We start from the raw sequence: 20,374 nt of genomic DNA, 5'->3' as shown, positions 1-20,374 counted from the left end.
TCCATGAATGTTCAAACGAAAAGCAGTGACTATGAACGCATTTCGCCAAGCACGGAAATAGGTGGTGAATTATCCTGGCATTATTGCGCGACGAATTCCGCGCGACTTGCTGCAAGGCTGGACAAGAGTGGACGTATATCCCTGTTCGGAGAAGCAGGAGCGTTTCGCGCCGAAGCAAACCTCAATTTCGACCGGCAGACAATCACGCTGCGAGATGTCAGACTCGATCCGTTGCATAGCGATGCGACCGTGCTGCTTGCTGCCCTGTTGGATGCGGTGTTTCTGCGTTTTCCCGACATTCCATCTTTGGCGTTGCCGCCGGCCAGCGAACTTCCTCAGGTCAATACTTTGGCTCTGCGGGAAGCCGAAGGGCTGTCCATAGTGGATCGCAATGTTTTACGCCAGTTGCCCTTGCTGTGGCGCAAGCAGGCTGCGCATATGCCTTATCCCAATATCCGATCGGCGCTTGGCCCGGCTGACCGGCTGCCATTACTTCGTCCTCCTCGTCCATCCGGTGTGTTTTACGAACGCTGGATACCGGAATTGAACAAGACCGTTTCCTTCCGTCCCATTGATCGCCGTACGGATATGGACCTGTTCTATGGCTGGATGAACCAAGGACGCGTCTCATTTTTCTGGGAGCTTGCACAAAGCCCGGAGGCGCTCGAGACCTATCTTCTGGACCAGGAGCGTGACCCGCATATCTTTGGTGTTATCGCGACTTTTGATAACGAGCCGACTGGCTATTTCGAATTCTACTGGGCGCGTGAGGATCGTCTCGGTCCGCATTATGAGAGCGAGGATTTCGATCGCGGCTGGCATGGCCTGATCGGCAATCCCCGGCACCTTGGCCGCCCCAAGACGCTCGCACTTTTCCGCTCGGTCACCCACTATCTTTTCCTTGACGAGCCTCGAACGCAACGCATCGTTGGTGAGCCACGGGCATCCCACCAGAAGATGCTCAGCTATTGCGCAGATGTGGCCTATGACAAGGTGAAGGAATTCGATTTTCCTCACAAGCGCGCCGCCCTAGTGTGCTGTGAACGGGACCGCTTTTTCAAGGAGGTGCCGTTATGAACCGTCAACCAGTCTCCGGGGCTCTTCTTGGCCCGCTTCCGGGCCGCAAAGCGGTTGATGACGAGATATGGGGAATAGTGAACCGAACAACCATTGCCAAAACCATCTCGGAATTATCGTATGAGGAAGGCTTTGCGCCCGTGGCTTTGAACAAGGCAGAAACGACATGGAAACTGGCGCTTGGCGATGCTGTTTCTTACCGTTTTGAAGCGCACCGTCGCATCTGGGGGCAATTGCACATAGATCCGAAAAGCCTTGTCCGGGTGACACCGGCAGAAGAAGCCCCGGCAAATGACGCAGTCCGCTTTCTGGCCGATGCGCGTGGTATTCTGGAGATTTCGCCAGCCACGTTCTGCACTTATGCAAAGGAGCTTTACAACACGCTGATGGCAGATGTCCGCATTATGGCGCGCCGCGCTACCTTTGATGCGGATGAGCTGGCAAGCCTGTCCGATATGGAGTTGCAGACGCTTCTTGACGGCCATCCCAAGGCACCGGCAAACAAGGGACGGCTGGGCTGGGGATTGCAGGATATTGAAGCCTATGCGCCGGAATTCGACGCGCCGATCCAGCTTTTCTGGCTCGCCGCAGCACGCAGTCATTGCCAGTTCGCACTTGCACACGATCTTGCAGAGCCTGAGTTGCTTGGCGAATGCCTCAGCACAGGAGAACGAGACAATCTGCTTGCTGCGATGAGTGACGCGGGTGTCAGCCTCGACACGCATATGCTGCTGCCCGTCCATCCCTGGCAATGGCAATCGATGATCGTCAGCCAATATGCCAGTGAGATCGCTGCCGGACGACTAGTGCCGCTTGGTTATTTCGGCGATGCCTATATTGCGCAACAGTCCCTACGGACACTCGCCAATCAGGTTCGCGGACGAGCCCTTCATGTCAAACTGCCGCTCACCATCCTGAATACGTCTGCCTGGCGCGGCGTCCCCGGAAAATATATGCGGATCGGACCAAAGCTGTCTCACTGGCTGGCTGAAACAGCCGAAAACGATCCGGCGCTGAAAAATGTCCGGATTCTGCAGGAAATCGCCGGTGCGTTTTACCCTCATCCGCACTTTGCAGCACTGAAAGGCGCACCCTATCAGTTTTGCGAGATGCTGGGGGCCATCTGGCGGGAGAGTCCGGAAAAGCACTTGCCGCAAGGGTGGCGTCCCATGATGATGGGAGCGTTGGCGCAGTCTGATAATGCGGGGCGTCCCATTATAAGCGCCCTGATCGAACGATCCGGCCTGTCCCATGATCAATGGCTCGAACGTCTCTTCGATGCAGTCGCAGTCCCGCTTTACCATTTCTTGTGTTGTTATGGGGTTGGGTTCATTGCGCATGGCCAGAATATCACGCTTCTTCTGGACGGCGACATTCCTGCCGGTGTGGCGATCAAGGATTTCCAAGGTGACACCGATCTGATTGACCAGGAATTTCCAGAGCTGGCAACACTCCCCACAGATGTAAAGTCGACGTTGAAGCGTCGACCGGCGCCCCATCTGCAGCAGCATCTCCAGACCGGACATTTTGCGAGCGTGCTGCGGTTTCTTTCCGAAGCACTGGTCGCTCACGATAGCTATCCCGAATTATCGTTCTACATGCACCTCTCGGCTCGGTTGAGGCTTTATCAGCAACGCCACCCGGAACTGACCGAACGATATACAATTTTTGATCTGTTTCTTCCGAAAATACCGCGCATAGCCATTAATCGTGTTCGTCTGGCGATCGGCTATGGCGACGCCAATGAACGGCCTGTTCCCGCTCTTGGCACCGAACTGAACAATCCTCTTTACCTCGCGGAAATGGCGTCCCTCTCCTCCCGGAAGACGCAAACCAATATCAATGAAGGAGTTTCAGTATGACACATTCCATTCTTGATCTGTGTGGAATTGGCGTTGGTCCATTCAATCTCAGCCTCGCAGCACAGCTGGATTCAATCGACGGCGTAAACGTCCAGTTTTTTGACCGCAAACCCAATTTCGACTGGCACCCAGGCATGATGCTACCCGGCGCCGAGCTCCAGACCTCTTTCATGAAGGATCTGGTTACGGCCACGAACCCGACGAGCCCGTGGACATTTGCAGCCTATCTGGTTGCTCATAAACGGTTCTATGAGTTTCTCAACGCTGACTACGACGCCATTCCCCGCAAGGAGTTTGCGCGATATCTGTCTTGGGCTGCAGGGAATATTCCGAGCCTGAACTTTGGTCAGAATATCCGTGAGGTTACGTTTAGCGGCAACCATTTCCAGCTGACTTTCGATAATGAGGTCCGAACGGCCCGCAATCTCTCCCTCGGTGTGGGATTGAAGCCCTATGTACCTGAATGGGCCGGATCGGTAATCGGTGATCGCGCATTCCATTCAAGCGAAGCCGTACAGAAACTGGATAAGCTGAAAGGCAAGAGGATTGTGGTTATCGGCGGTGGGCAGAGCGGTGCGGAGATATTCCAGCACCTGCTGGAACGAAGAGATTCCGATAACGAGATTAGCTGGATTAGCAGACGACCGAACTTCCAGCCGCTTGATGATTCACCGTTTACTGACGAGCACTTCACACCGCAATACGTGGCCAAGTTCCATCAGCTTGCTGAACCGCGGCGGCATGCAATCGTCGAGCATCAAAAGCTTGCAAGTGACGGCATTTCCGCTTCGACGATCAGGGCTATATATCGGCGTCTCTATGAACAGCGTCATCTGGATGGCGATGCCCTACAGGCCACCCTGCTTCCATACCGGGAAGTTCTTGACCTCAAGCAGGATAGCGCAAGCCTGTCGATCGTAATGCGCAACGGTTTCGACGGCACGATCGAGATGCTGAGCGCCGATCATCTGATCTTTGCCACAGGCTACAAATTTTCGCTGCCTGAGTGCCTCTCTGCAATTCAGGACCGGCTGTCAATTGTCGAAGGCAGGTCTTTGCGTGTCGGCGCGGATTTCGCTCTCGACTGGAACGGGCCAGCCGACCGCCGGATCTTTGTGCTCAACGCTGGCAGGCATTGCCACGGCATCGCCGAGCCGCAATTAAGCCTGATGGCCTGGAGAAGCGCTGTCATCACAAATGCGCTTCTAAAGCGCGCGCATTTCGATCTGGAATTTCCCGGCACCGCTTTTAGATGGGCGACGAGTGGCGTTGATGCGAACTGCTCTGCGTCAGCCATTTCGTAACAACTGCGGCTCGTAATATTTCAAAATCCATCGGAGGTACAGATCGTAGCTCTGATGGCATCAAGCCCCCTATGTTAGGGGCCACTCAACAATGCGGGTAACGGTGATAACTCAAGATATCGCGATCATTAGCGCTGAAATTATTGCTTCGCCAGCGAGCATGCAACCAGGAGCTAAATACAAGGGCACCCTGGTGTCCATGGTTTCAAGGCCGATATTAGTGCCAGAGCAGATGCGGCAATTGCCAGCAGACCGCCATCATGCCCACCAATATCAACGACGATTAGGCTTGCATTGGATGCGAGGGCGAGGAGGTAGGTAGCCAGGATATGCGTTCAAATTCGCCTGACCACCATCGCCTACAATATGAAACGGAGCTCAATGATCATCGCGACAGCCATATAAGTTGAATAATGCGGCCGCGAGGGCGGCCTATGATCGCCATACACGTACATAGAAGTGAAACCATCTGTTGCAAAATAAGGGAGAAGATGGACCGGAACAGGTTAAACCGTTGGATGTTTCCAAGATCAATAATCGCATCTAAACGAAAGATTCCTTGCAGTTTAGTATCTCCAGGACCTTTAATTTCTGCAAGGGGATCGGGTCATGCCATTTACTAGCGAGCTTTATAAGACCATCTTTACGCCAGATGAGCTCAAATGCGTACAAAGATCATACACTCTTTGCTGCGAATTGTTGGGCAGTATTCCTCACTCCTCCGAAAGCGAAAATCTTTTAGCACAATTCGTTTTGCGTGCGTTCGAAGATTCGAAACACGATCCAGAGCTGGCGGCTCAACGCGCCTTCGAAATGGTTCGGATGCTGCAATAAACCTCGCGCACTTCCAAAACACCGCGGCCAGCCAGCAATGTGTGGTCGTCCGCTTTGACACCCGCCGAACCGACTTATCCAGCGATCGCGTCGATAGAAGCTATCACAAGTGATGTCGCGAACCATGCGGAAGGCAGACGGGAGTGGGGCATTTCATTTTACCGACCGGTCATTTTCAGAACGGCCTCAGGCAAACGCTCGCCCTTGAGTTTGATCTTTGAAGCCTTGGCATCAATTTCTACAAGATCGTCCGCTGTCAGATCAAATTCAACCGCCCCAAGATTTTCGTCCAAGCGATGAAGCTTCGTCGTCCCTGGTATCGGTACAATCCAAGGTTTCTGCGCCAGCAACCAGGCGAGCGCGATCTGGGCAGGGGTAACACCTTTGCGATCAGCAACACATTTCACCACGCCGACCAATTCCATATTGGATTTCCGGAACTCCGGCGCGAAACGCGGCACGATATTTCGAAAATCCCCCTGCTCGAAAGTCGTATTCGCATCGATCTTACCCGTGAGGAAACCTGCCCCAAGCGGGCTGAAGGGAACAAAGCCTATGCCGAGCTCCTCAAGGGTCGGAATTAGTTCCGCCTCTGGGCCGCGCCAGAACAGTGAATATTCGCTTTGCACCGCGGTGACGGGCTGGACGGCATGAGCGCGACGGATGGTCTGGACACTGGCTTCCGACAGTCCGAAATGCTTGACCTTACCGACCGCAATCAACTCCTTAACTGCTCCCGCGACATCTTCGATTGGCACTTCGGGATCAACACGGTGCTGGTAAAAGAGATCGATGCGATCTGTCTTCAAACGCTTCAGTGCCGCATCTGCCACCGCTTTGATATGATCAGGCCGACTGTTAGTGCCGCCGCTGCGCGCGCCCGTTTCGAGGTCTATATCGAAGCCGAACTTGGTGGCGATTACTACCTTGTCACGAATTGGCTGCAGCGCTTCACCGAGCAGCGTCTCATTGGCGAACGGCCCATAGGCTTCGGCAGTGTCGAACATCGTGACCCCACGGTCATGCGCAGCGTGGATGAGCTTAATCATATCGCCCTTTTCGGCGCTCGTTCCATAAACTCCCGTCATACCCATGCAGCCGAGGCCAAGGGCTGAGACTTCGAGGGCATTTCCAAGTTTGCGTAGCTTCATAGACTTTCTCCAATCATGTACTTTGGCCTGGCTTTAACGTCGCGACGCGGCCAGCCATCTGGTCACTTGTGTGAGTGTTCGACGCTCTTGGTCAGCTTCGATAGAAAAACTCTCTTTGAGGAGCGCATCGGGGGCATGTTCGGCGAGTACTGACTGGCTGTTGCCAAGCCCGTAACCACCATGTGTGACGAAGGGCACCAGCCTTTTGCCCGACAGGTCGTGGGCTGAAAGAAAGGAGCGAATTACCGGCGGAGCAGTCTGGCTCCAGATTGGAAAGCCGAGATATACCGTACGGTAGGTGGACATATCTGCGACCGTCTCTAACAGCTCCGGCTCAAAGCCCGCGTCACGCTCGCGCTGTGACTGCGCAACCGTTTCCTCGTAGTCTTCCGGATAGGGTTCTGTCGGCTTGATTTCAAAGAGGTTTGCGCCGACAGCACGACAAATTTGACGCGCAATCACGGCGGTGTTTCCGGTTCGCGTAAAATAAGCGACACACGTTTCCGACCCGACGTCGACAAGCTCTTCGCTAACCGTCGCGACGGAGTTGTCAGCAAAGGATAACAGCGCCGGCGTCGCCAGCATTGTTCGGCGAGTGATCTTGACCAATGGCTTCACCTGGTACGTCCTAACTCACTTGATCTCTTTATCCATCGTTAACTGAAGTTTAGTGCCTGCTGATATCCGCGATAAGATGCTATAATTCGAATAGGCCTTTTAGCGGAGCTAATAAATCAAGATGGAAAATCTGAAAGATCTTGCCGTATTCGGAACCGTTGCCCGGGAGCGCAGCTTTACCCGCGCTGCCGCAAAGCTGCGTGTTTCACCTTCCGCGCTCAGTCAGACAATCCGCAATCTCGAGGAGCGACTGGGAGTGCGGCTCCTGACCCGCACGACACGCAGCGTTGCTCCAACCGAAGCTGGCGAACGCCTGCTGCGAACCATCACCCCCCGCTTCGAGGAAATAGAAGCCGAACTGGCCGCACTGAGTGCGTTTCGCGACAAACCAGCCGGTACTATACGCATCACGGCTGGCGAGCATCCGGCAATCTCGGTCCTGCAACCGGCGCTGAAAAGTATCCTGCCGGATTATCCCGATATCAAGGTCGAGATTATCATCGACTATGGCCTCACCGATATCGTCAAGGAAGGCTTTGACGCAGGCGTGCGCATGGGCGAGCAGGTAGCAAAAGACATGATCGCGGTACCTATCGGCCCCCAGATGCGAATGGCAGTTGTCGCTTCGCCCGAATATTTCAAGCGATACCCGATCCCAAAGACACCCCAAGACATGACCGCGCATAACTGCATCAACATACGCCTGCCAACTTATGGCGGAGTGTTCAGCTGGGGTCTGGAAAAGAAGGGCCGTGAAGTGAAGGTTCGCGGCGAAGGACAGCTCATATTCAACAGCCTCGCCATGCGGTTGTCATCAGCCCTGGATGGTCTTGGCATAGCCTATATGCCCGAAGATCAAGCGCTCCCCTACATCACCGACGGGCGGCTCATCCGGGTTCTGGAGGATTGGTGCCCCTGGTTTCCCGGCTATCATCTCTATTACCCAAGCCGACGGCAGCAATCGCCGGCGCTGGCACTCCTAGCGAACATTCTTCGTTATCGCGGCCGCTGAAGCCATTTCATCATATAGCAGGTAAGCCCGATGGGGAGGCCAGCGATTGCACGCCACGCCCATGCGCAACGGCCAGCACAGGCCGGAGATCACGGCAACGATCAATGGTTTCGTCGCTCATTTCGGAACCCTTTCCACGCTGCGGATGGCGGGTTCACGACCTCGCAAAAGAGGTCGCTATGTCGTTCCGTCAAGCTTCTTTTCGGTGAGAAATTTCGATATCTGGTCGGCGATCTCGGCATTGTTCAGGTCGGACATGAGGAAGTGCGTGTTACCGCGGATGCCGATATCTGGCAGGTGCACCAGCCTGGCATCGCCGCCGCGCTTGTTGATCGCCTCAACCCAGACCTTCGCCATGGCGAGCCGCACACGCCAGTTGTCCTGGCCACGTTCCGTGGTCGGCTCGACCGGAAAATTGTCCCCGTAGTAGATGATGATCGGGATGCGGGTGAGCTTCTCGAAATCAGCCAGAGGCACGGCATCGGGCTTCAGCGTGCCAGCGGCGCTGGGCATTTCCGGGGGCAGCTCGCCCTCAGGGAAGATGAAGCCGCTACCGGGTTCCAGCGCGACGATCCCCTTGACATTCTGGCTCTTGATGGCCGCCAGCCAGCCGGGACCACCCGCCTGCGAGTGCGAGAACAAGATGCCGGGTCCGGTCCTTTCGAACAGAGCCGCCAACGCATCTGAGATGACCACAGCGTCGTAGGGTCCGATGTTGGGCGTCACCGAGCGAAGGAATTGGTCCAGCGTCTCCGGCTTGCGGTCGAACTGGACGCTCTCGAAATAATCAGGCCATTGGCCGATACGGAACTGGTCGAAGAACAACTGGTCGAATGGAACAGGCTCGACGCTCGCAGCGACGGTGCTGTTGCCCGCCCGGCCACGGCGTGGCTGATCCACGACGTAGACAGGAAAATGCCGGCGCAGAAACATTGTCTGGAAACCTTCGCGCCCATCCGACGTCGTTTCCCAGCTGCGACCCGACTGGTAGGCACCATGCAACATGACGATCGGCAATGGCTTCGGATCCTGGGGAATCTGATAAAAGGCATAGAGGTGATCGCCATGGAAGCTCTGCCCTTCGGCGGTCGGATTGTTATTGTTGCACCTGCCTGGCGTCCTCACCACCGTCCCGCCAACGGCCAGGCTTCCCTGTTCCTGAATTGTCAGGGGCTCGAACTTTGCTATCTGTTCAGCCATAGAAGCGGCCGGAGATAGCAGGGAAGCCACCACCATCAGGGACGCGATGAATTGATTGCATGAGTGCAAAGCATTTATCCTTCTCGGTGTTGTTGCGCCAGGAAAGATAGAGGCAAAGCCATCCCGCAATTAGATGACCATATCCGGATGCGTCTTTAAGGATAGCTTCATAATAAAGGTGGACGGACGCATCGTCTGCAAGCTCGTAATGGCAAAGAAATTGTAAGCACAGTGTATATCGCCAACGGAGGCCCTGTAACCTTAATGTCGTTGTAATTTGGACGAGGAATTAAGCGCAATGCATCCGTCTCTTTCCTCGCTTTATCACCGCCTCGCTTTCAAGCCGCGATTATTGCGAAAGCCGTATAGCTATATTTCGGGTTTCCGCTGATCTTACGTATAGTGGAAGATATGCTGGCTTACCGGGTGGGTCTCGCGATCCATATGACAGTACTTGAATGGGCTTGGAAGTTCGACCGTCTATGCCAACAATATCCCTCGTCGGACACCACTCCTAGGTAATAAATGGAACCGGGATGAGGTTGTCATTACGATCAACAGTGAACACCATTTTCTGTGACGTGCAGTCGATCAGTAGAGTTTTGCGTTGAATAGCATTGAGAAATGTCCTGTTGCTACATCAACTGTGTGCTCATATTGCAGCGCTCATTCATCTGCTTTCCATGATTTTCCTCGGCGGCACTGACCCTGATTGATAGAATTCACAGGGCACAGCTGTGTTCCGAATGGGGCGAAGCGGCACTCGGAACCTTCCGCGCACGTCGAATTGCTGAGCGCAAGTCAGCCAGTATGTGCAGGCTTGGATAGTGGCTAGTTTCACTTTTCCCCGGACGTCAGGCCGTGGCTCCGACACGGTCGCCTCGTTATTTCAGCTCCTGTTCCGACATCCAAAACGAGGTCGGATAGGACAAAACTTTGAACGAGCAAAAGTGGAGTTAATAAGTATAGTATTGCGTGACGCGTTTCTTTTGACTAAAAGCATGCCCGATTGTGATATCCCAACTCAAGGCATTCATCGCACATGACGTTACAGTCAACCGAAAACACGCATGAGCTTATTTCAGTTTATCTCCGACAACTGAAATGGCTGCGTGACACGCTTAAAAGGCGTGTCAATTCTCATGAATTGACGGAAGATGCGCTGCAGGAGACTTGGTTCAGACTTTGCTCAATAAAAAGTAACCCTCAGGAAATTCGCGACCAACGCGCTTTTATCCTCAGAATTGCAGGCAACATAGCAATTGATCTGGTGCGCAAAGATAGACGTCATAATGCACTTTGCATCAGTGACGAACAGGTGCTTGAGGTGATAGCCGATAGTTATCCATCACCCGAAACTTTTGCGCTGGATCGCGACAATCTTCGCCAACTTGCAATTGCGCTTATGCAGCTTCCCCAAAAGGCACGTTCCGCGCTACTTCTTGCTCGATGTGATTGTCTTTCTCACAGAGAAATTGCCAATCAACTTGGGGTTTCTGAAAGCATGGTGGCGCGCTATCTGGCGCAATCGCTTCGCCATTGTCGAGATCATTTTAGGAATCTTCAATAATTTTGCACTGTGCGGTGCAAGTTTCGATCTATTGTTTCGTCATATAAAGGGTAAGTGCGTTTCAGGCCGTCTGGCGAAATTGCATGTTTTTCGAGCACTAATCATCACATGGTTCATGACAGAAAAAAGTTTGACGTCGATATCGGTCTTAGCAACGCAGCGATTGACTGGGTCGTTAAACTGAGCTCAGAACGCGCTACTTTAGACGATCACGCCCAATTCAACCTATGGCGTCAACAAAGCAATGAACATGAACTGGCTGCGCTGGAAGCTGAGAGCCTTTGGCACGGTATTGGTGCGACGGAGCGACGGACACACAAAGCTCAACGCAATGGACGATTCACACGCAGAGCCATTCTGGGTGTGGCACTAATTGGCGCAACCGGGTTGGCCTTCCAACGTGTAGGCTTTTTCGGACCACGCCTTTATGCCGATTATGTAACCAGTACAGCCCAACAAAAGACGGTGCTGTTAGACGATGGCTCGACCGTGGTTATGAACGGAAATTCAGCTTTTTCGATGGAGTTAAACAGGCGGGAACGTCGTATTTTCTTATTTGAAGGACAAGCATTGTTTCAGGTTGCGAAAGACGCATTACGTCCTTTCATCGTTGAAGCAAATGGCGGCGAAACCCGTGCTGTCGGAACCGAATTTGACATCGATATACGTCCCCGGCAGGTCGTTATTACAGTGTCCGAAGGCATAGTCGATGTTTCGAGTGGGGTAAGGACTACGGAGGCCGATGGACACTCTGTCAGAGCACACGCTAATCAGCGTGTGACCTACCGGCCCCATGGCGCGCCATCAGCGCCGGAAGAAATTGATGCAGATGTCGAGACGGCCTGGCGTCGTGGGAAACTGATCTTCAATGCCAAGCCGCTTGGTGATGTCGTTGCAGCTTTATCAAGATATCGCTCTGGCAAAATTCTTATTGCCGACAACCAGCTGAGCTCTCTGGAAGTAACGGGCGTATTTGATCTGGCGCAGCCCGAAACCGTGCTCGAAACGATTGAGAAGACTTTACCTGTATCCGTCACGCGGATGCCGTTTATAACCATCTTACGATGAGACATCATGTAGGCTCAGAGCTTAGATGACTGGTATAATCAAGTTTTTTATTATTTCTGGTGTAAGATTCAAAAATTCGTTTCGTCCTTGAGACTGTGAGGGCTGTTGAGGCTGCATAACGCAGCGGATCAGCTGAAAAAAATGATCAGGACGGGCGAAATTCCATGCGCAAAGCAATAACAAGTAAACGCAAGCGGTCGATTTCAAGGAGCGCAATTAAGGGCGGCCTGTTCGCATCCGTCGCGATCATCAGCACAATTCCGATGGCTCAGTTTAGCGCAGCATATGCTCAACAGGCCTCCGCACAAACTATCGCGTTTAACATTCGTTCGCAAAACATGGGCACTGCTCTGACTGCTTTCGCAGATCGCGCAGGATTGAAATTGTTGCTGCAGTCGAGTTTGGTGGCAGGAAAAACAAGTCCGGACGTTCATGGTTATTTTACACCTGAACAAGCACTCTCAAGACTGCTGTCGGGGTCAGGTCTAAAGTATAGCATTGACGGCACAACCGTCACGATTGCTGATCCAACACGCGATATTCAGTTATCTCCGGATGCCTTAAACACCACTTTGCTGGACACAATAACGGTCACTGGTGGCAATGGCATTTTGGCTACAGAAGCACCTTACTACACAGCGGCACCAACAGCTTACATTTCCGAACAGTCCATTGAGCGTTTTAGAGGCTCCAGCCCTGCTGATATCTTCAGAGGTACAGCTGGCGTTATGTCTGCTGAAGCACGCAATGGCGCTGGTTCTATCGATGTAAACATCCGCGGTATGCAGGGGATGGGTCGCGTTAAAACGACGATTGATGGCGCTGAAAACGCGATCAATATCTATCAGGGCTATCAGGGCATTTCGAACCGCACCTTTGTCGATCCGGATTTGCTTGCAGGCATTGAAATCCAGAAAGGTTCGGACGCAGCATCAAGCGGTATCGCCGGTACTGTCGCGATGCGTACCGTGGAAGCTGGTGATATCGTCAAGGAAGGCAATCGTTTCGGCATTCGTGTGAAGGGCGGCTTTGGTACTAATTCAAGCAAGCCTGTTGCTGACACGGTCGCTGGATATCAGGTGATTAATAAAGGTTATGCTGGTCCCCAGATTAATGACCCAGAGTTACCCGATTACGATAGCCTGTTCGTTCCATCGGTTACATCCAGTGACGATACAATGAATAGGCCACCATTTCTGGAGCCAACGAACGGCTCGGGAAGCATCGTCGCTGCTATGAAAGAAGAGCAGTTCGAACTGTTGGCAGGCTATGCATATCGGAAACGCGGAAATTACTATGCTGGCAAACATGGCTCGGCAGCCGAGGTTATTGAACGCGGCCCGTCATCCGTCTGTTCAACATTGTCTTGTCAGCTAAATCCCAGTGATCCTTATAACTGGATGTGGTATCCGCAATATATGGAGCATACGGGGCTCACAAACTATCGTGCGGGGGAACAGGTCCTCAACACGCAACTTGAAACCAAGTCCTGGTTGATCAAAGGCAAGTTCAAGTTTGGCGATGGGCATAGCGTGCAACTCGGCTATACCGGTTTCCAAAGCATCGCGGGCGACCGTATGGCATCTAATCTCAACGGGCTTAGCGCCAGAGCTCGCCAGCAGAGCAAGACCACTGATGCCGACATTCATACCGGTACATTTAAATATCGCTGGAACCCTGAAGATAACGACTTGATCAATGTCAAATCGAATATCTGGGTCACGCGTCTTGAACAGCGCAGCCCACCTGCTTATGGCGGCAGTGCCGGTGCTCCGGCAGGTTTCAAGTCTGGTCCGGATTTGTGGACCTGGGGTGCAGATATCAGCAACGAATCCCACCATGCTACGGCCTATGGCGACCTCGACCTGACTTACGGTGCTTCCTACAAACTGGAAGACACATCTCCGTCCGATGGCACGCGTAAATGGGATACTTGGCTTGATCTGCGGGATGGCAAGCGCGAAGAAGCTGCAACGTATATTAAGGCAGCATACAAGCCAATTGATTGGCTCACGCTGAACGGCGGCCTGCGCTATTCCTATATGTGGTCGAAGGACAGAAGTAATCCTACGGTTATTTTGCCCGAGATGGATTACTCTATGGCAGCCGTTAAAGAAGGGGGCTTCAGTCCGTCCGTCGGTGTAACGATCGAACCGGTCAAAGGCACACAGTTTTATGCAAATTACTCCAGCACTCTTCGCGCTCCAAGCATTATGGAATCCGTTACGGCTTTTAGTATGAATGTAAATGCCGATACGAAAGCGGAGCGTTCAAACAACTGGGAAGTTGGTGTAAACTTTGTTGAGGATAGTCTCATCGCTGATACCGATCAGGCAATGGTGAAGCTTGGTTACTTCAACTGGGATGTGCACGATTACATCGCCCGCGAGTGGTACAGGGATCCGAACAAAATTTATCCGGGAATGCGTATTTTCAATATTGATCGCGCTAAATTCTCCGGACTTGAGCTTTCCGCACGTTATGATCTGGGTGGATTTACTGCAGAGCTTGCAGCAAATTATTACCTGAATGTCGAATTTTGCAGAACTTCAGAGACCTGCGAAGACAAATCGCTTTATGCGGATTATTCAACCAATGCTGTCCCGCCCAAATATGGTATCGACATGACTTTGACCCAGAAGTTCCTCGAAGAGGCTCTTACCCTAGGTGGTCGGGTATCTCATGTTTCCAATCGTGCAATCGGTCACGGCGACGCAACTGCGCAGGGCATGTCTCAATTCATAAGGCAGATCGAATGGGAGCCATATACGCTCGTTGATCTGTTTGTTGAATACAAGCTCAATGAGAATTATACAGCCGCAGTCAGGGTCGAAAATCTTACCGACAAATATTATGTTGATCCACTCAGTCTCGTTCAGCAGCCGGGGCCCGGCCGTACCTTTTATGCATCTTTGACTGCTAGCTTCTGAATCTTCTTGCACCCAGTCCGTTCTCAGAGAACTCGTCCGGATTGTTTGCCCGGACGAGAAAAGCTGGACAAGTGTGTCCAGTTTAGCCTTCTGGGATTTTATGGTCCCTTTAAAGCCGGGAATAGCGAGAGCACTTCGGCAGAAAGGACTTAGTAAATCGAGCAGAATTCGGAATAATCAGTCAGGCATTCTACATGCCATTGATCATGCCGCTTGAAGCCGCTTATCAATTTTCGTAGCTTCGCATCGGGTTCAAGAATCGGCGGTTTACCCGTTGTGGGCAGAAATAGGTAGCGGAGACCCTAGCGCGTGTCAGGTCCGTCATTCTCTTTATTCGGGGCGTATTTTCCTTCATGGATGCTTTGTCTTTTAATCGCAATAATCATCACACTGTTGCTTAGGGTTGTGTTTATTCGGTTTGGCGTGGATGACCTGCTTCCATTCCGCCTGACGGCATATACCGCACTCGCAATAGCGGTCGCCTGCGGCCTTGCTTTATTTGTGTATGGGCGATGATATGACGAGCAACGCTTATAGCAATAGAGAATTCAGTATCGTCGGTGTGATCATAACCGGCACTCTCATCATCGCCGCCTTTGCGATGGCATGGCTTTATCTTCGTGATGTGCACAATAATCCCCTTTCGGACGACGCTGTGATTGGCGCCAATCTCGTCAATATTGCAGCAACTGTTCCGGGCAGAATTGTTTCGATAGCGGTTCAGGAGAACCAGTCCGTAAAGAAAGGCGATATGCTTTTCTCCATCGACCCCGAACCTCTTCGGCTTCTGGTGGAGCAAACAACTGCTGATCTTGCGATCGCTGAAGCAGCGCTTGATTCCCAAAGACGTGCTGTGAAGGCAGAATCGCAGAATGCTTTGATTGCGGACCAGCAAGTTGCGCGCGCCCGAACAAATCTGGATCTCGCGGAAGCGACGCTTAAGCGGCTTGAGGCACTGGGTCCGAAAGGTTACGTCACCCGCCAGCAGATTGATGACGCCAGGACAGTGCGTAACGATGCTCAGATCAGTCTGATACAAGCACGGAAGCAGGCTGAGGCGGCCAATGTTTTGGTTGGTACGCTCGATAGTGCCCAGGCGCTTGTGCGCGCAAGGCAGGCGGCGCTGGCATTGGCCCAGCATAATCTCGACAACAGCGTCGTACGCTCGCCCCACGATGGTCGTATTGTCGGTGTGCTCAACGGCACCGGGCAGATTATTGCTCCGGGCCAATCTGTTTTCACCCTCATCGACACATCCAGCTGGTTTGCGTCAGCCACCTTTCCAGAGACCGAACTTGCCGGCATCAAAGTGGGCGATTGTGCTCATGTGCGAATTCTTGCCAACAGCTCCATCATTGTCAAAGGCACGGTTGAAGGTATTGGCTGGGGTGTCTCGTCAGAGGGGCTTATCAACATTCCACGCAATCTGCCCTATGTTCCCAAGAACCTCAACTGGGTGCGAATTGCCCAGCGCTTTCCGGTGCGCATTAAACTGATCAATCCGCCAGAAGAGTTGGCGCGGTCGGGAGCATCAGCTGTTGTGACAGTGTTACATGGCAACAAGTGCTAGAACGACCACCCGGGGTGTAGTCCGCGAAAGTTTAGCGGATCTGGCACCATTTCCCGGGCGCCTTGCAACGTCCTGGCGAGTTGCAGCAGTATGCGCGCTGGTTGCTGGCATCGCCATGATGTTTCAGATCCCGGAATCCGCGATCAGCTGCTATCTTGTTATATTCCTGATGAAGGCCGATGGGGCCGAAAACACCATCGTTGCGACCGCTGCCATCATCGCGATTACTTTGCTTGTTGCCCTGATGATCCCCGTGCTGCAGTGGACCGTTGAATCGGCGCTGCTGCGTATCCTTGTAATGATCATCGTATCGTTCATTTTCATTTTCATCGGTGCAGCGAGTAAGCTTGGTGAAGGGGGCAGCATCGTTGCTTTGATCATTGCGTTCATTCTCAGCCTGGTGAATGAAGTTCCGATCAATGGCGTGATTTCATTTGCTCTGCGCTATGCCTGGGAGATGGCAATTCTCCCGATGTTTGTAATTGCTGGCTTCAGCCTGTTTTGCGGGCGCTGGAGCCTATCCTTGCTGCGTGCAGAACTTCGCTGCCGCTTGCTGGTTGCGCGTGATGCCCTGTTTTTGAAAAGCCCTGGCGCCTCGCTCCCATTGCAGGAAAAGCTGGGCTCTGCCAATGACGATGCGAACAAGCAGGCAATGCTTGTTAAAATTTTGCATCAGACTTCTCGTGCGAAAGCAGCCAGAATTCAGTCCGACATTCCCGCTTCTTATCAGTTGCTTTTTGCGGTATCGGCTCTTCCGTCTGACACGACGGACGAGAACAAAAAAGAGTATGTTCAACACATCGATGAAATGATTGAAGCTCTTGATAAGGGTGCGGAAATTCCGTCGCCTGAGCAGGAGCTTGGACCGTTACATAGCAGACAGGAAGCAGGTATTCTTCAGGCTTTTCGCAGTATCGCGGGCAGCGAGAATACCACCTATAGCAAAGGAACCGGCGGCAGTTTTTTTGCTCGGGATGCCTTTACCAATCCGGTCTACCAGCGTTTTGCGCTCAAGACCACATTGGCAGCAATTCTCTGCTATATGTTCTACGCCGCGATAAACTGGCAAGGCATCCACACTGCAATGGTGACATGCTATGTTGCAGCTATGGGAACTGCGGGAGACACAATTCATAAACTTGCTTTGCGCATTACGGGTTGTCTGATTGGTGCAGCAATCGGTATTGCTTCGCTCATCTATCTCATGCCGCAACTGGAATCGGTCGGCGGTCTGATGGTGCTTGTTTTTTGTGTCGCTCTCTTTGCCGCCTGGGTAACAGCGGGGAGCGAGAAGGTCTCTTATGGTGGCGTTCAGATTGGTCTCGCTTTCACACTCACTGTTCTGCAGGGTTTCGGCCCAACAACCGATATGGACACGGCCCGCGACCGTATCATTGGTATTCTGGTTGGTAACTTTGCAGTCTATATCATATCGACCCTGGTATGGCCGACACCGGTTACAACAGTCATTCGTCGAAAGCTTGCTGATGCAGCACGAAAAGTAGCCGAAATTGCTGCAGCACCCGAAAACCAGCGTATGAACATGATTTCGACTGTCGCAGAAACCGAACGCCTCCTCAACGAGGTGCGCTATTGCTTTTATCTGCTGCCTTTCGAACCGTCCGGCTTAAGACCGTCTGCTAAGCTTGAAAAAACATTCACTGTTGCGGTCGACCAGCTTGCCTCGCTGAACAAGGACGTCTACTTCTCTTCTGAAGCGATACCCGATGCTGCGGCCAGATTGAATATCTTATCATTGCAAATCGGATCTATCGGCAGGCAAGAAGAAGGTTTATCGGACGATACGACTTCTTTGGTTGTTGAAATGAAAACTGCAGGGGCAAAGCAAATCGACATGCATCTTACACATCTGGAACAAGCTTTAGCGGATGGTAAGGTATGATCAAACCAGCAAAGCCCTATGCTGTATTTTTGACTGTCATTTCGGCCGTGGCGCTTAGTGGCTGCGCGACAGATGCGCTGAAGCTTGCTCCCGAAGCCGCCGATAAGCCCTGGAAAGAAGCCGGAAAACCCGGAACACCCTCCCCCGGCCCCAGTGAAGCAAAAGATTTCGGTGTCACAGCCAATCCAGAACTTGCTTTGATTTCCAGCCCTGTGTCCGTCGATACAGATGCGGAATATGATCTGGCGCAATTGATCGACATTGCGCAGCGCAGTAATCCCACCACACGAAATGCATGGGAAAAAGCGCGTCAGGCTGCCCTTGCGGTGGGGATGGTCGAGGCAACGATGTTACCGATCATCACCGCCAATGTGATTGGAGGAGCTCAGAAAACGACCACCCCTGTCGATGTCCCGCTGATCGGACGCCGGGATATCGATACCACCTTGAAAGGGGTTACGCCGTCGGTGGCGCTGCAATGGCTGGTTTTCGATTTTGGCCAGCGGGCCGCCTTGGCGGATGCTGCAAAACAAGTTTCATTTGCGGCCAATGTAACCTTTAACGCCATGCATCAGAAGGTCATTTTTGACGTGGCGCGCACATATTATGAGCATTGCGCATCGGTTGCCGCCTCCCGGATCGCGGAACAAGCCCTGCGCAACAGCAAAGCGGTGCTGGCTGCAGTTCAGGCAAAATTGAATGAAGGCCGTGCGACGACCGTTGAACTGGCACTCGCCCGCCAACAAGTCGCACAGTCGGAATTGAGAATCGTCAGGGCACAGGGCCAGCAACAAAACACCTATCAGGCGCTACTCGCCGCCATGGGTGTGAATGCTATGGTCAAGATCAGGGTCGAAGGCTCGATGAAGCAGAAACTGCCTGCAAGTTTTGACGGTGTGACGCAGTCGGTTCTGGAAACAGCATTGTCGCGGCGCCCGGATGTAATTGCAAGCTATGCAGCGTTGCAGGCGAGCAAATCTGGCGTCAAGGTTGCACAAGCCGAGTTCATGCCAAAGGTTTTCGTCGCAGGCACTCTCGCATCCACTTCCAACAGCTTTAATGCTGGCAGCCTGCCGTCTATCGGCAATCAATCGTCAGGCGCAGGCATTCTCGTCGGCGCGACAGTTCCACTTTTTGATGGTGGTCTTCGCGCTGCACAGTTGAAAAATGCGCAATCTTCACAAAGCGCCGCGACGGAAACATTTCGAAAGATTCAATTGGACGCAGTTGCGGAAATTGTCGTTGCATCGAATGCCTTGAAAGCGGCCCTCGCCGCCAATAAAGCCGCTGGCGTTCTTGTCCAGACGTCGGCAACTGCATTTGACGCTGCGCTCGAGTCCTATAAAAATGGGCTAGGCACGATTACGGTTGTAAACGAGACCAACAACGCTCTGCTCGATGCGAAACTCGCACAGACCGATGCTCAGGCAGGAGCGCGTATTGCTGCAGCCAATCTGGCATTCTTTACCGGCGCGCTGACATCAAGCAAAGCCCTTACTGGCGTGAATAATGAGTATTGAACTGCTCGTTGCATATGCGCAAATACGAAGCATAATGGCATCAGCTTAGGCTGATGCAGAACCACCCAGAGCATATGGAGCAAATGGGCTCGCTACAGGAATGAGATGCCGAAATACTGGATAGCCGCCGGGATAGCTATTCTCTTTGTCATCGCAGCCTTTGCGACATGGTTCCTGATGCGCCGCCGGCACGGTTTGAACCAGAGTATTTCCGTGCACCTGGTGTTCATTGCAATGATATTTGGCGCGATACTGACAATCAGACAAGTCGCCTATATGCTGCTGGAAGATTATCGGATTACTGAGATTACGCCTGAGATGGTCAAAACAATCTCAGGTTTTGCTATGGCAGTTTTGGCCATGCAACAACTCTTTGCGTTGATCAACCGCCTCACGCATGCCCAGATTGATCGCGGCAACGATGTAACGTCCGCACGCATGATTGCGCGTATTCTGAAGCTGATAATCTTTCTGATCATCATGCTGCTTTTCGGCGAGCACTTTGGGATTGGTCTTTCCGGACTGCTGGCTTTCGGTGGTATCGGCGGCATCGCCATCGGGGTGGCCGGGAAGGATATACTCAGCAATCTTTTCTCCGGCGTCATACTCTATTTCGATCGGCCATTCAGCATCGGCGACTGGATCAGTTCACCCGATCGCTAGATTGAAGGAACCGTTGTCGAAATCGGTTGGCGTATAACCAAGATCAACACTTTTGAAAACCGCCAGCTTTATGTCCCAAATGCCGCTTTTTC

General features: G+C 52.7%; 14 protein-coding genes and 1 pseudogene. 12 read left to right on the top strand and 3 right to left on the bottom strand.

Annotated elements, in window-relative coordinates:
• The first annotated feature begins 3 nt into the window (after positions 1 to 3).
• The 3 genes from ACSME1_RS22975 to ACSME1_RS22965 are packed head-to-tail and all read left to right on the top strand — an operon-like array spanning position 4 to position 4,243.
• Positions 4 to 1,077 carry a GNAT family N-acetyltransferase gene (locus tag ACSME1_RS22975; RefSeq protein WP_435655570.1) on the top strand — a complete coding sequence of 358 codons (1,074 nt, stop codon included), beginning with the start codon at positions 4 to 6 and terminating at the stop codon, positions 1,075 to 1,077.
• Positions 1,074 to 2,939, top strand: a complete 1,866-nt coding sequence (locus ACSME1_RS22970; protein WP_435655569.1) for an IucA/IucC family protein — start codon at positions 1,074 to 1,076, stop codon at positions 2,937 to 2,939. The genes ACSME1_RS22975 and ACSME1_RS22970 overlap by 4 nt, the downstream gene beginning before the upstream one ends.
• Positions 2,936 to 4,243, top strand: a complete 1,308-nt coding sequence (locus ACSME1_RS22965) for a lysine N(6)-hydroxylase/L-ornithine N(5)-oxygenase family protein (protein ID WP_100557889.1) — start codon at positions 2,936 to 2,938, stop codon at positions 4,241 to 4,243. Before ACSME1_RS22970 ends, ACSME1_RS22965 begins: the two co-directional genes overlap by 4 nt.
• A 992-nt stretch (positions 4,244 to 5,235) precedes the next feature.
• Here the strand turns inward: ACSME1_RS22965 and ACSME1_RS22960 are convergent.
• Positions 5,236 to 6,228 (bottom strand): aldo/keto reductase, encoded by a 993-nt coding sequence (locus ACSME1_RS22960; RefSeq protein ID WP_435655568.1) that lies wholly within the window; start codon positions 6,226 to 6,228, stop codon positions 5,236 to 5,238.
• Between the two features lie 33 nt (positions 6,229 to 6,261).
• Positions 6,262 to 6,837, bottom strand: a complete 576-nt coding sequence (locus ACSME1_RS22955) for a flavodoxin (protein WP_435655567.1) — start codon at positions 6,835 to 6,837, stop codon at positions 6,262 to 6,264.
• A 130-nt stretch (positions 6,838 to 6,967) separates the two neighbouring features.
• Here ACSME1_RS22955 and ACSME1_RS22950 point away from each other — a divergent pair, with 130 nt between their 5' ends.
• Positions 6,968 to 7,858: a LysR family transcriptional regulator gene (locus ACSME1_RS22950; RefSeq protein ID WP_435655566.1), complete on the top strand. Its 891-nt coding sequence runs from the start codon at positions 6,968 to 6,970 to the stop codon at positions 7,856 to 7,858.
• 177 nt (positions 7,859 to 8,035) lie between these two features.
• On the opposite strand, the gene ACSME1_RS22945 is transcribed toward ACSME1_RS22950, so the two are convergent.
• Complete coding sequence (locus ACSME1_RS22945) at positions 8,036 to 9,058, bottom strand: alpha/beta hydrolase (RefSeq protein ID WP_435655565.1); 1,023 nt, start codon at positions 9,056 to 9,058, stop codon at positions 8,036 to 8,038.
• A 1,042-nt stretch (positions 9,059 to 10,100) separates the two neighbouring features.
• On the opposite strand from ACSME1_RS22945, the gene ACSME1_RS22940 reads away from it, so the two are divergent.
• The 8 genes and pseudogenes from ACSME1_RS22940 to ACSME1_RS22905 all read left to right on the top strand — a co-directional run.
• A complete protein-coding gene (locus ACSME1_RS22940) occupies positions 10,101 to 10,628 on the top strand; it encodes an RNA polymerase sigma factor (protein ID WP_100557894.1) in 528 nt (175 codons plus the stop codon).
• 108 nt (positions 10,629 to 10,736) lie between these two features.
• Positions 10,737 to 11,696, top strand: a complete 960-nt coding sequence (locus ACSME1_RS22935; protein ID WP_435655564.1) for a FecR family protein — start codon at positions 10,737 to 10,739, stop codon at positions 11,694 to 11,696.
• 164 nt (positions 11,697 to 11,860) lie between these two features.
• Positions 11,861 to 14,626: a TonB-dependent receptor domain-containing protein gene (locus ACSME1_RS22930; RefSeq protein ID WP_435655563.1), complete on the top strand. Its 2,766-nt coding sequence runs from the start codon at positions 11,861 to 11,863 to the stop codon at positions 14,624 to 14,626.
• A 309-nt stretch (positions 14,627 to 14,935) separates the two neighbouring features.
• Positions 14,936 to 15,142, top strand: coding sequence for a YtcA family lipoprotein (locus tag ACSME1_RS22925; RefSeq protein WP_100557897.1), 207 nt, complete (start codon positions 14,936 to 14,938; stop codon positions 15,140 to 15,142).
• A gap of 1 nt (position 15,143) precedes the next feature.
• Complete coding sequence (mdtN, locus tag ACSME1_RS22920; RefSeq protein WP_435655562.1) at positions 15,144 to 16,196, top strand: multidrug transporter subunit MdtN; 1,053 nt, start codon at positions 15,144 to 15,146, stop codon at positions 16,194 to 16,196.
• A gap of 115 nt (positions 16,197 to 16,311) precedes the next feature.
• Positions 16,312 to 18,099 (top strand): FUSC family protein, encoded by a 1,788-nt coding sequence (locus ACSME1_RS22915; protein ID WP_181151637.1) that lies wholly within the window; start codon positions 16,312 to 16,314, stop codon positions 18,097 to 18,099.
• Positions 18,096 to 19,619 (top strand): TolC family protein, encoded by a 1,524-nt coding sequence (locus ACSME1_RS22910; protein ID WP_100557899.1) that lies wholly within the window; start codon positions 18,096 to 18,098, stop codon positions 19,617 to 19,619. Before ACSME1_RS22915 ends, ACSME1_RS22910 begins: the two co-directional genes overlap by 4 nt.
• A gap of 105 nt (positions 19,620 to 19,724) precedes the next feature.
• Positions 19,725 to 20,336, top strand: a pseudogene (locus ACSME1_RS22905) (mechanosensitive ion channel domain-containing protein); the annotation flags it as partial.
• Between the last annotated feature and the right edge of the window lie 38 nt (positions 20,337 to 20,374).

It is taken from the genome of Brucella pituitosa, assembly GCF_965577835.1.
GTDB lineage: Bacteria > Pseudomonadota > Alphaproteobacteria > Rhizobiales > Rhizobiaceae > Brucella > Brucella pituitosa.
The sequence above is the reverse complement of the archived record's forward strand: the minus strand, read 5'-3'. Positions and strand labels throughout refer to the sequence as shown.

What these genes read in the sequence shown, in the direction of transcription:
- ACSME1_RS22935 (WP_435655564.1), top strand. Translation starts at nt 10,737, where the DNA reads ATGGTTCATGACAGAAAAAAGTTTGACGTCGATATCGGTCTTAGCAAC.
- ACSME1_RS22915 (WP_181151637.1), top strand. Translation starts at nt 16,312, where the DNA reads ATGATGTTTCAGATCCCGGAATCCGCGATCAGCTGCTATCTTGTTATA.
- ACSME1_RS22970 (WP_435655569.1), top strand. Translation starts at nt 1,074, where the DNA reads ATGAACCGTCAACCAGTCTCCGGGGCTCTTCTTGGCCCGCTTCCGGGC.
- ACSME1_RS22910 (WP_100557899.1), top strand. Translation starts at nt 18,096, where the DNA reads ATGATCAAACCAGCAAAGCCCTATGCTGTATTTTTGACTGTCATTTCG.
- ACSME1_RS22940 (WP_100557894.1), top strand. Translation starts at nt 10,101, where the DNA reads ATGACGTTACAGTCAACCGAAAACACGCATGAGCTTATTTCAGTTTAT.
- ACSME1_RS22975 (WP_435655570.1), top strand. Translation starts at nt 4, where the DNA reads ATGAATGTTCAAACGAAAAGCAGTGACTATGAACGCATTTCGCCAAGC.
- ACSME1_RS22950 (WP_435655566.1), top strand. Translation starts at nt 6,968, where the DNA reads ATGGAAAATCTGAAAGATCTTGCCGTATTCGGAACCGTTGCCCGGGAG.
- ACSME1_RS22930 (WP_435655563.1), top strand. Translation starts at nt 11,861, where the DNA reads ATGCGCAAAGCAATAACAAGTAAACGCAAGCGGTCGATTTCAAGGAGC.
- mdtN (WP_435655562.1), top strand. Translation starts at nt 15,144, where the DNA reads ATGACGAGCAACGCTTATAGCAATAGAGAATTCAGTATCGTCGGTGTG.
- ACSME1_RS22965 (WP_100557889.1), top strand. Translation starts at nt 2,936, where the DNA reads ATGACACATTCCATTCTTGATCTGTGTGGAATTGGCGTTGGTCCATTC.
- ACSME1_RS22960 (WP_435655568.1), bottom strand. Translation starts at nt 6,228, where the DNA reads ATGAAGCTACGCAAACTTGGAAATGCCCTCGAAGTCTCAGCCCTTGGC.
- ACSME1_RS22945 (WP_435655565.1), bottom strand. Translation starts at nt 9,058, where the DNA reads ATGGCTGAACAGATAGCAAAGTTCGAGCCCCTGACAATTCAGGAACAG.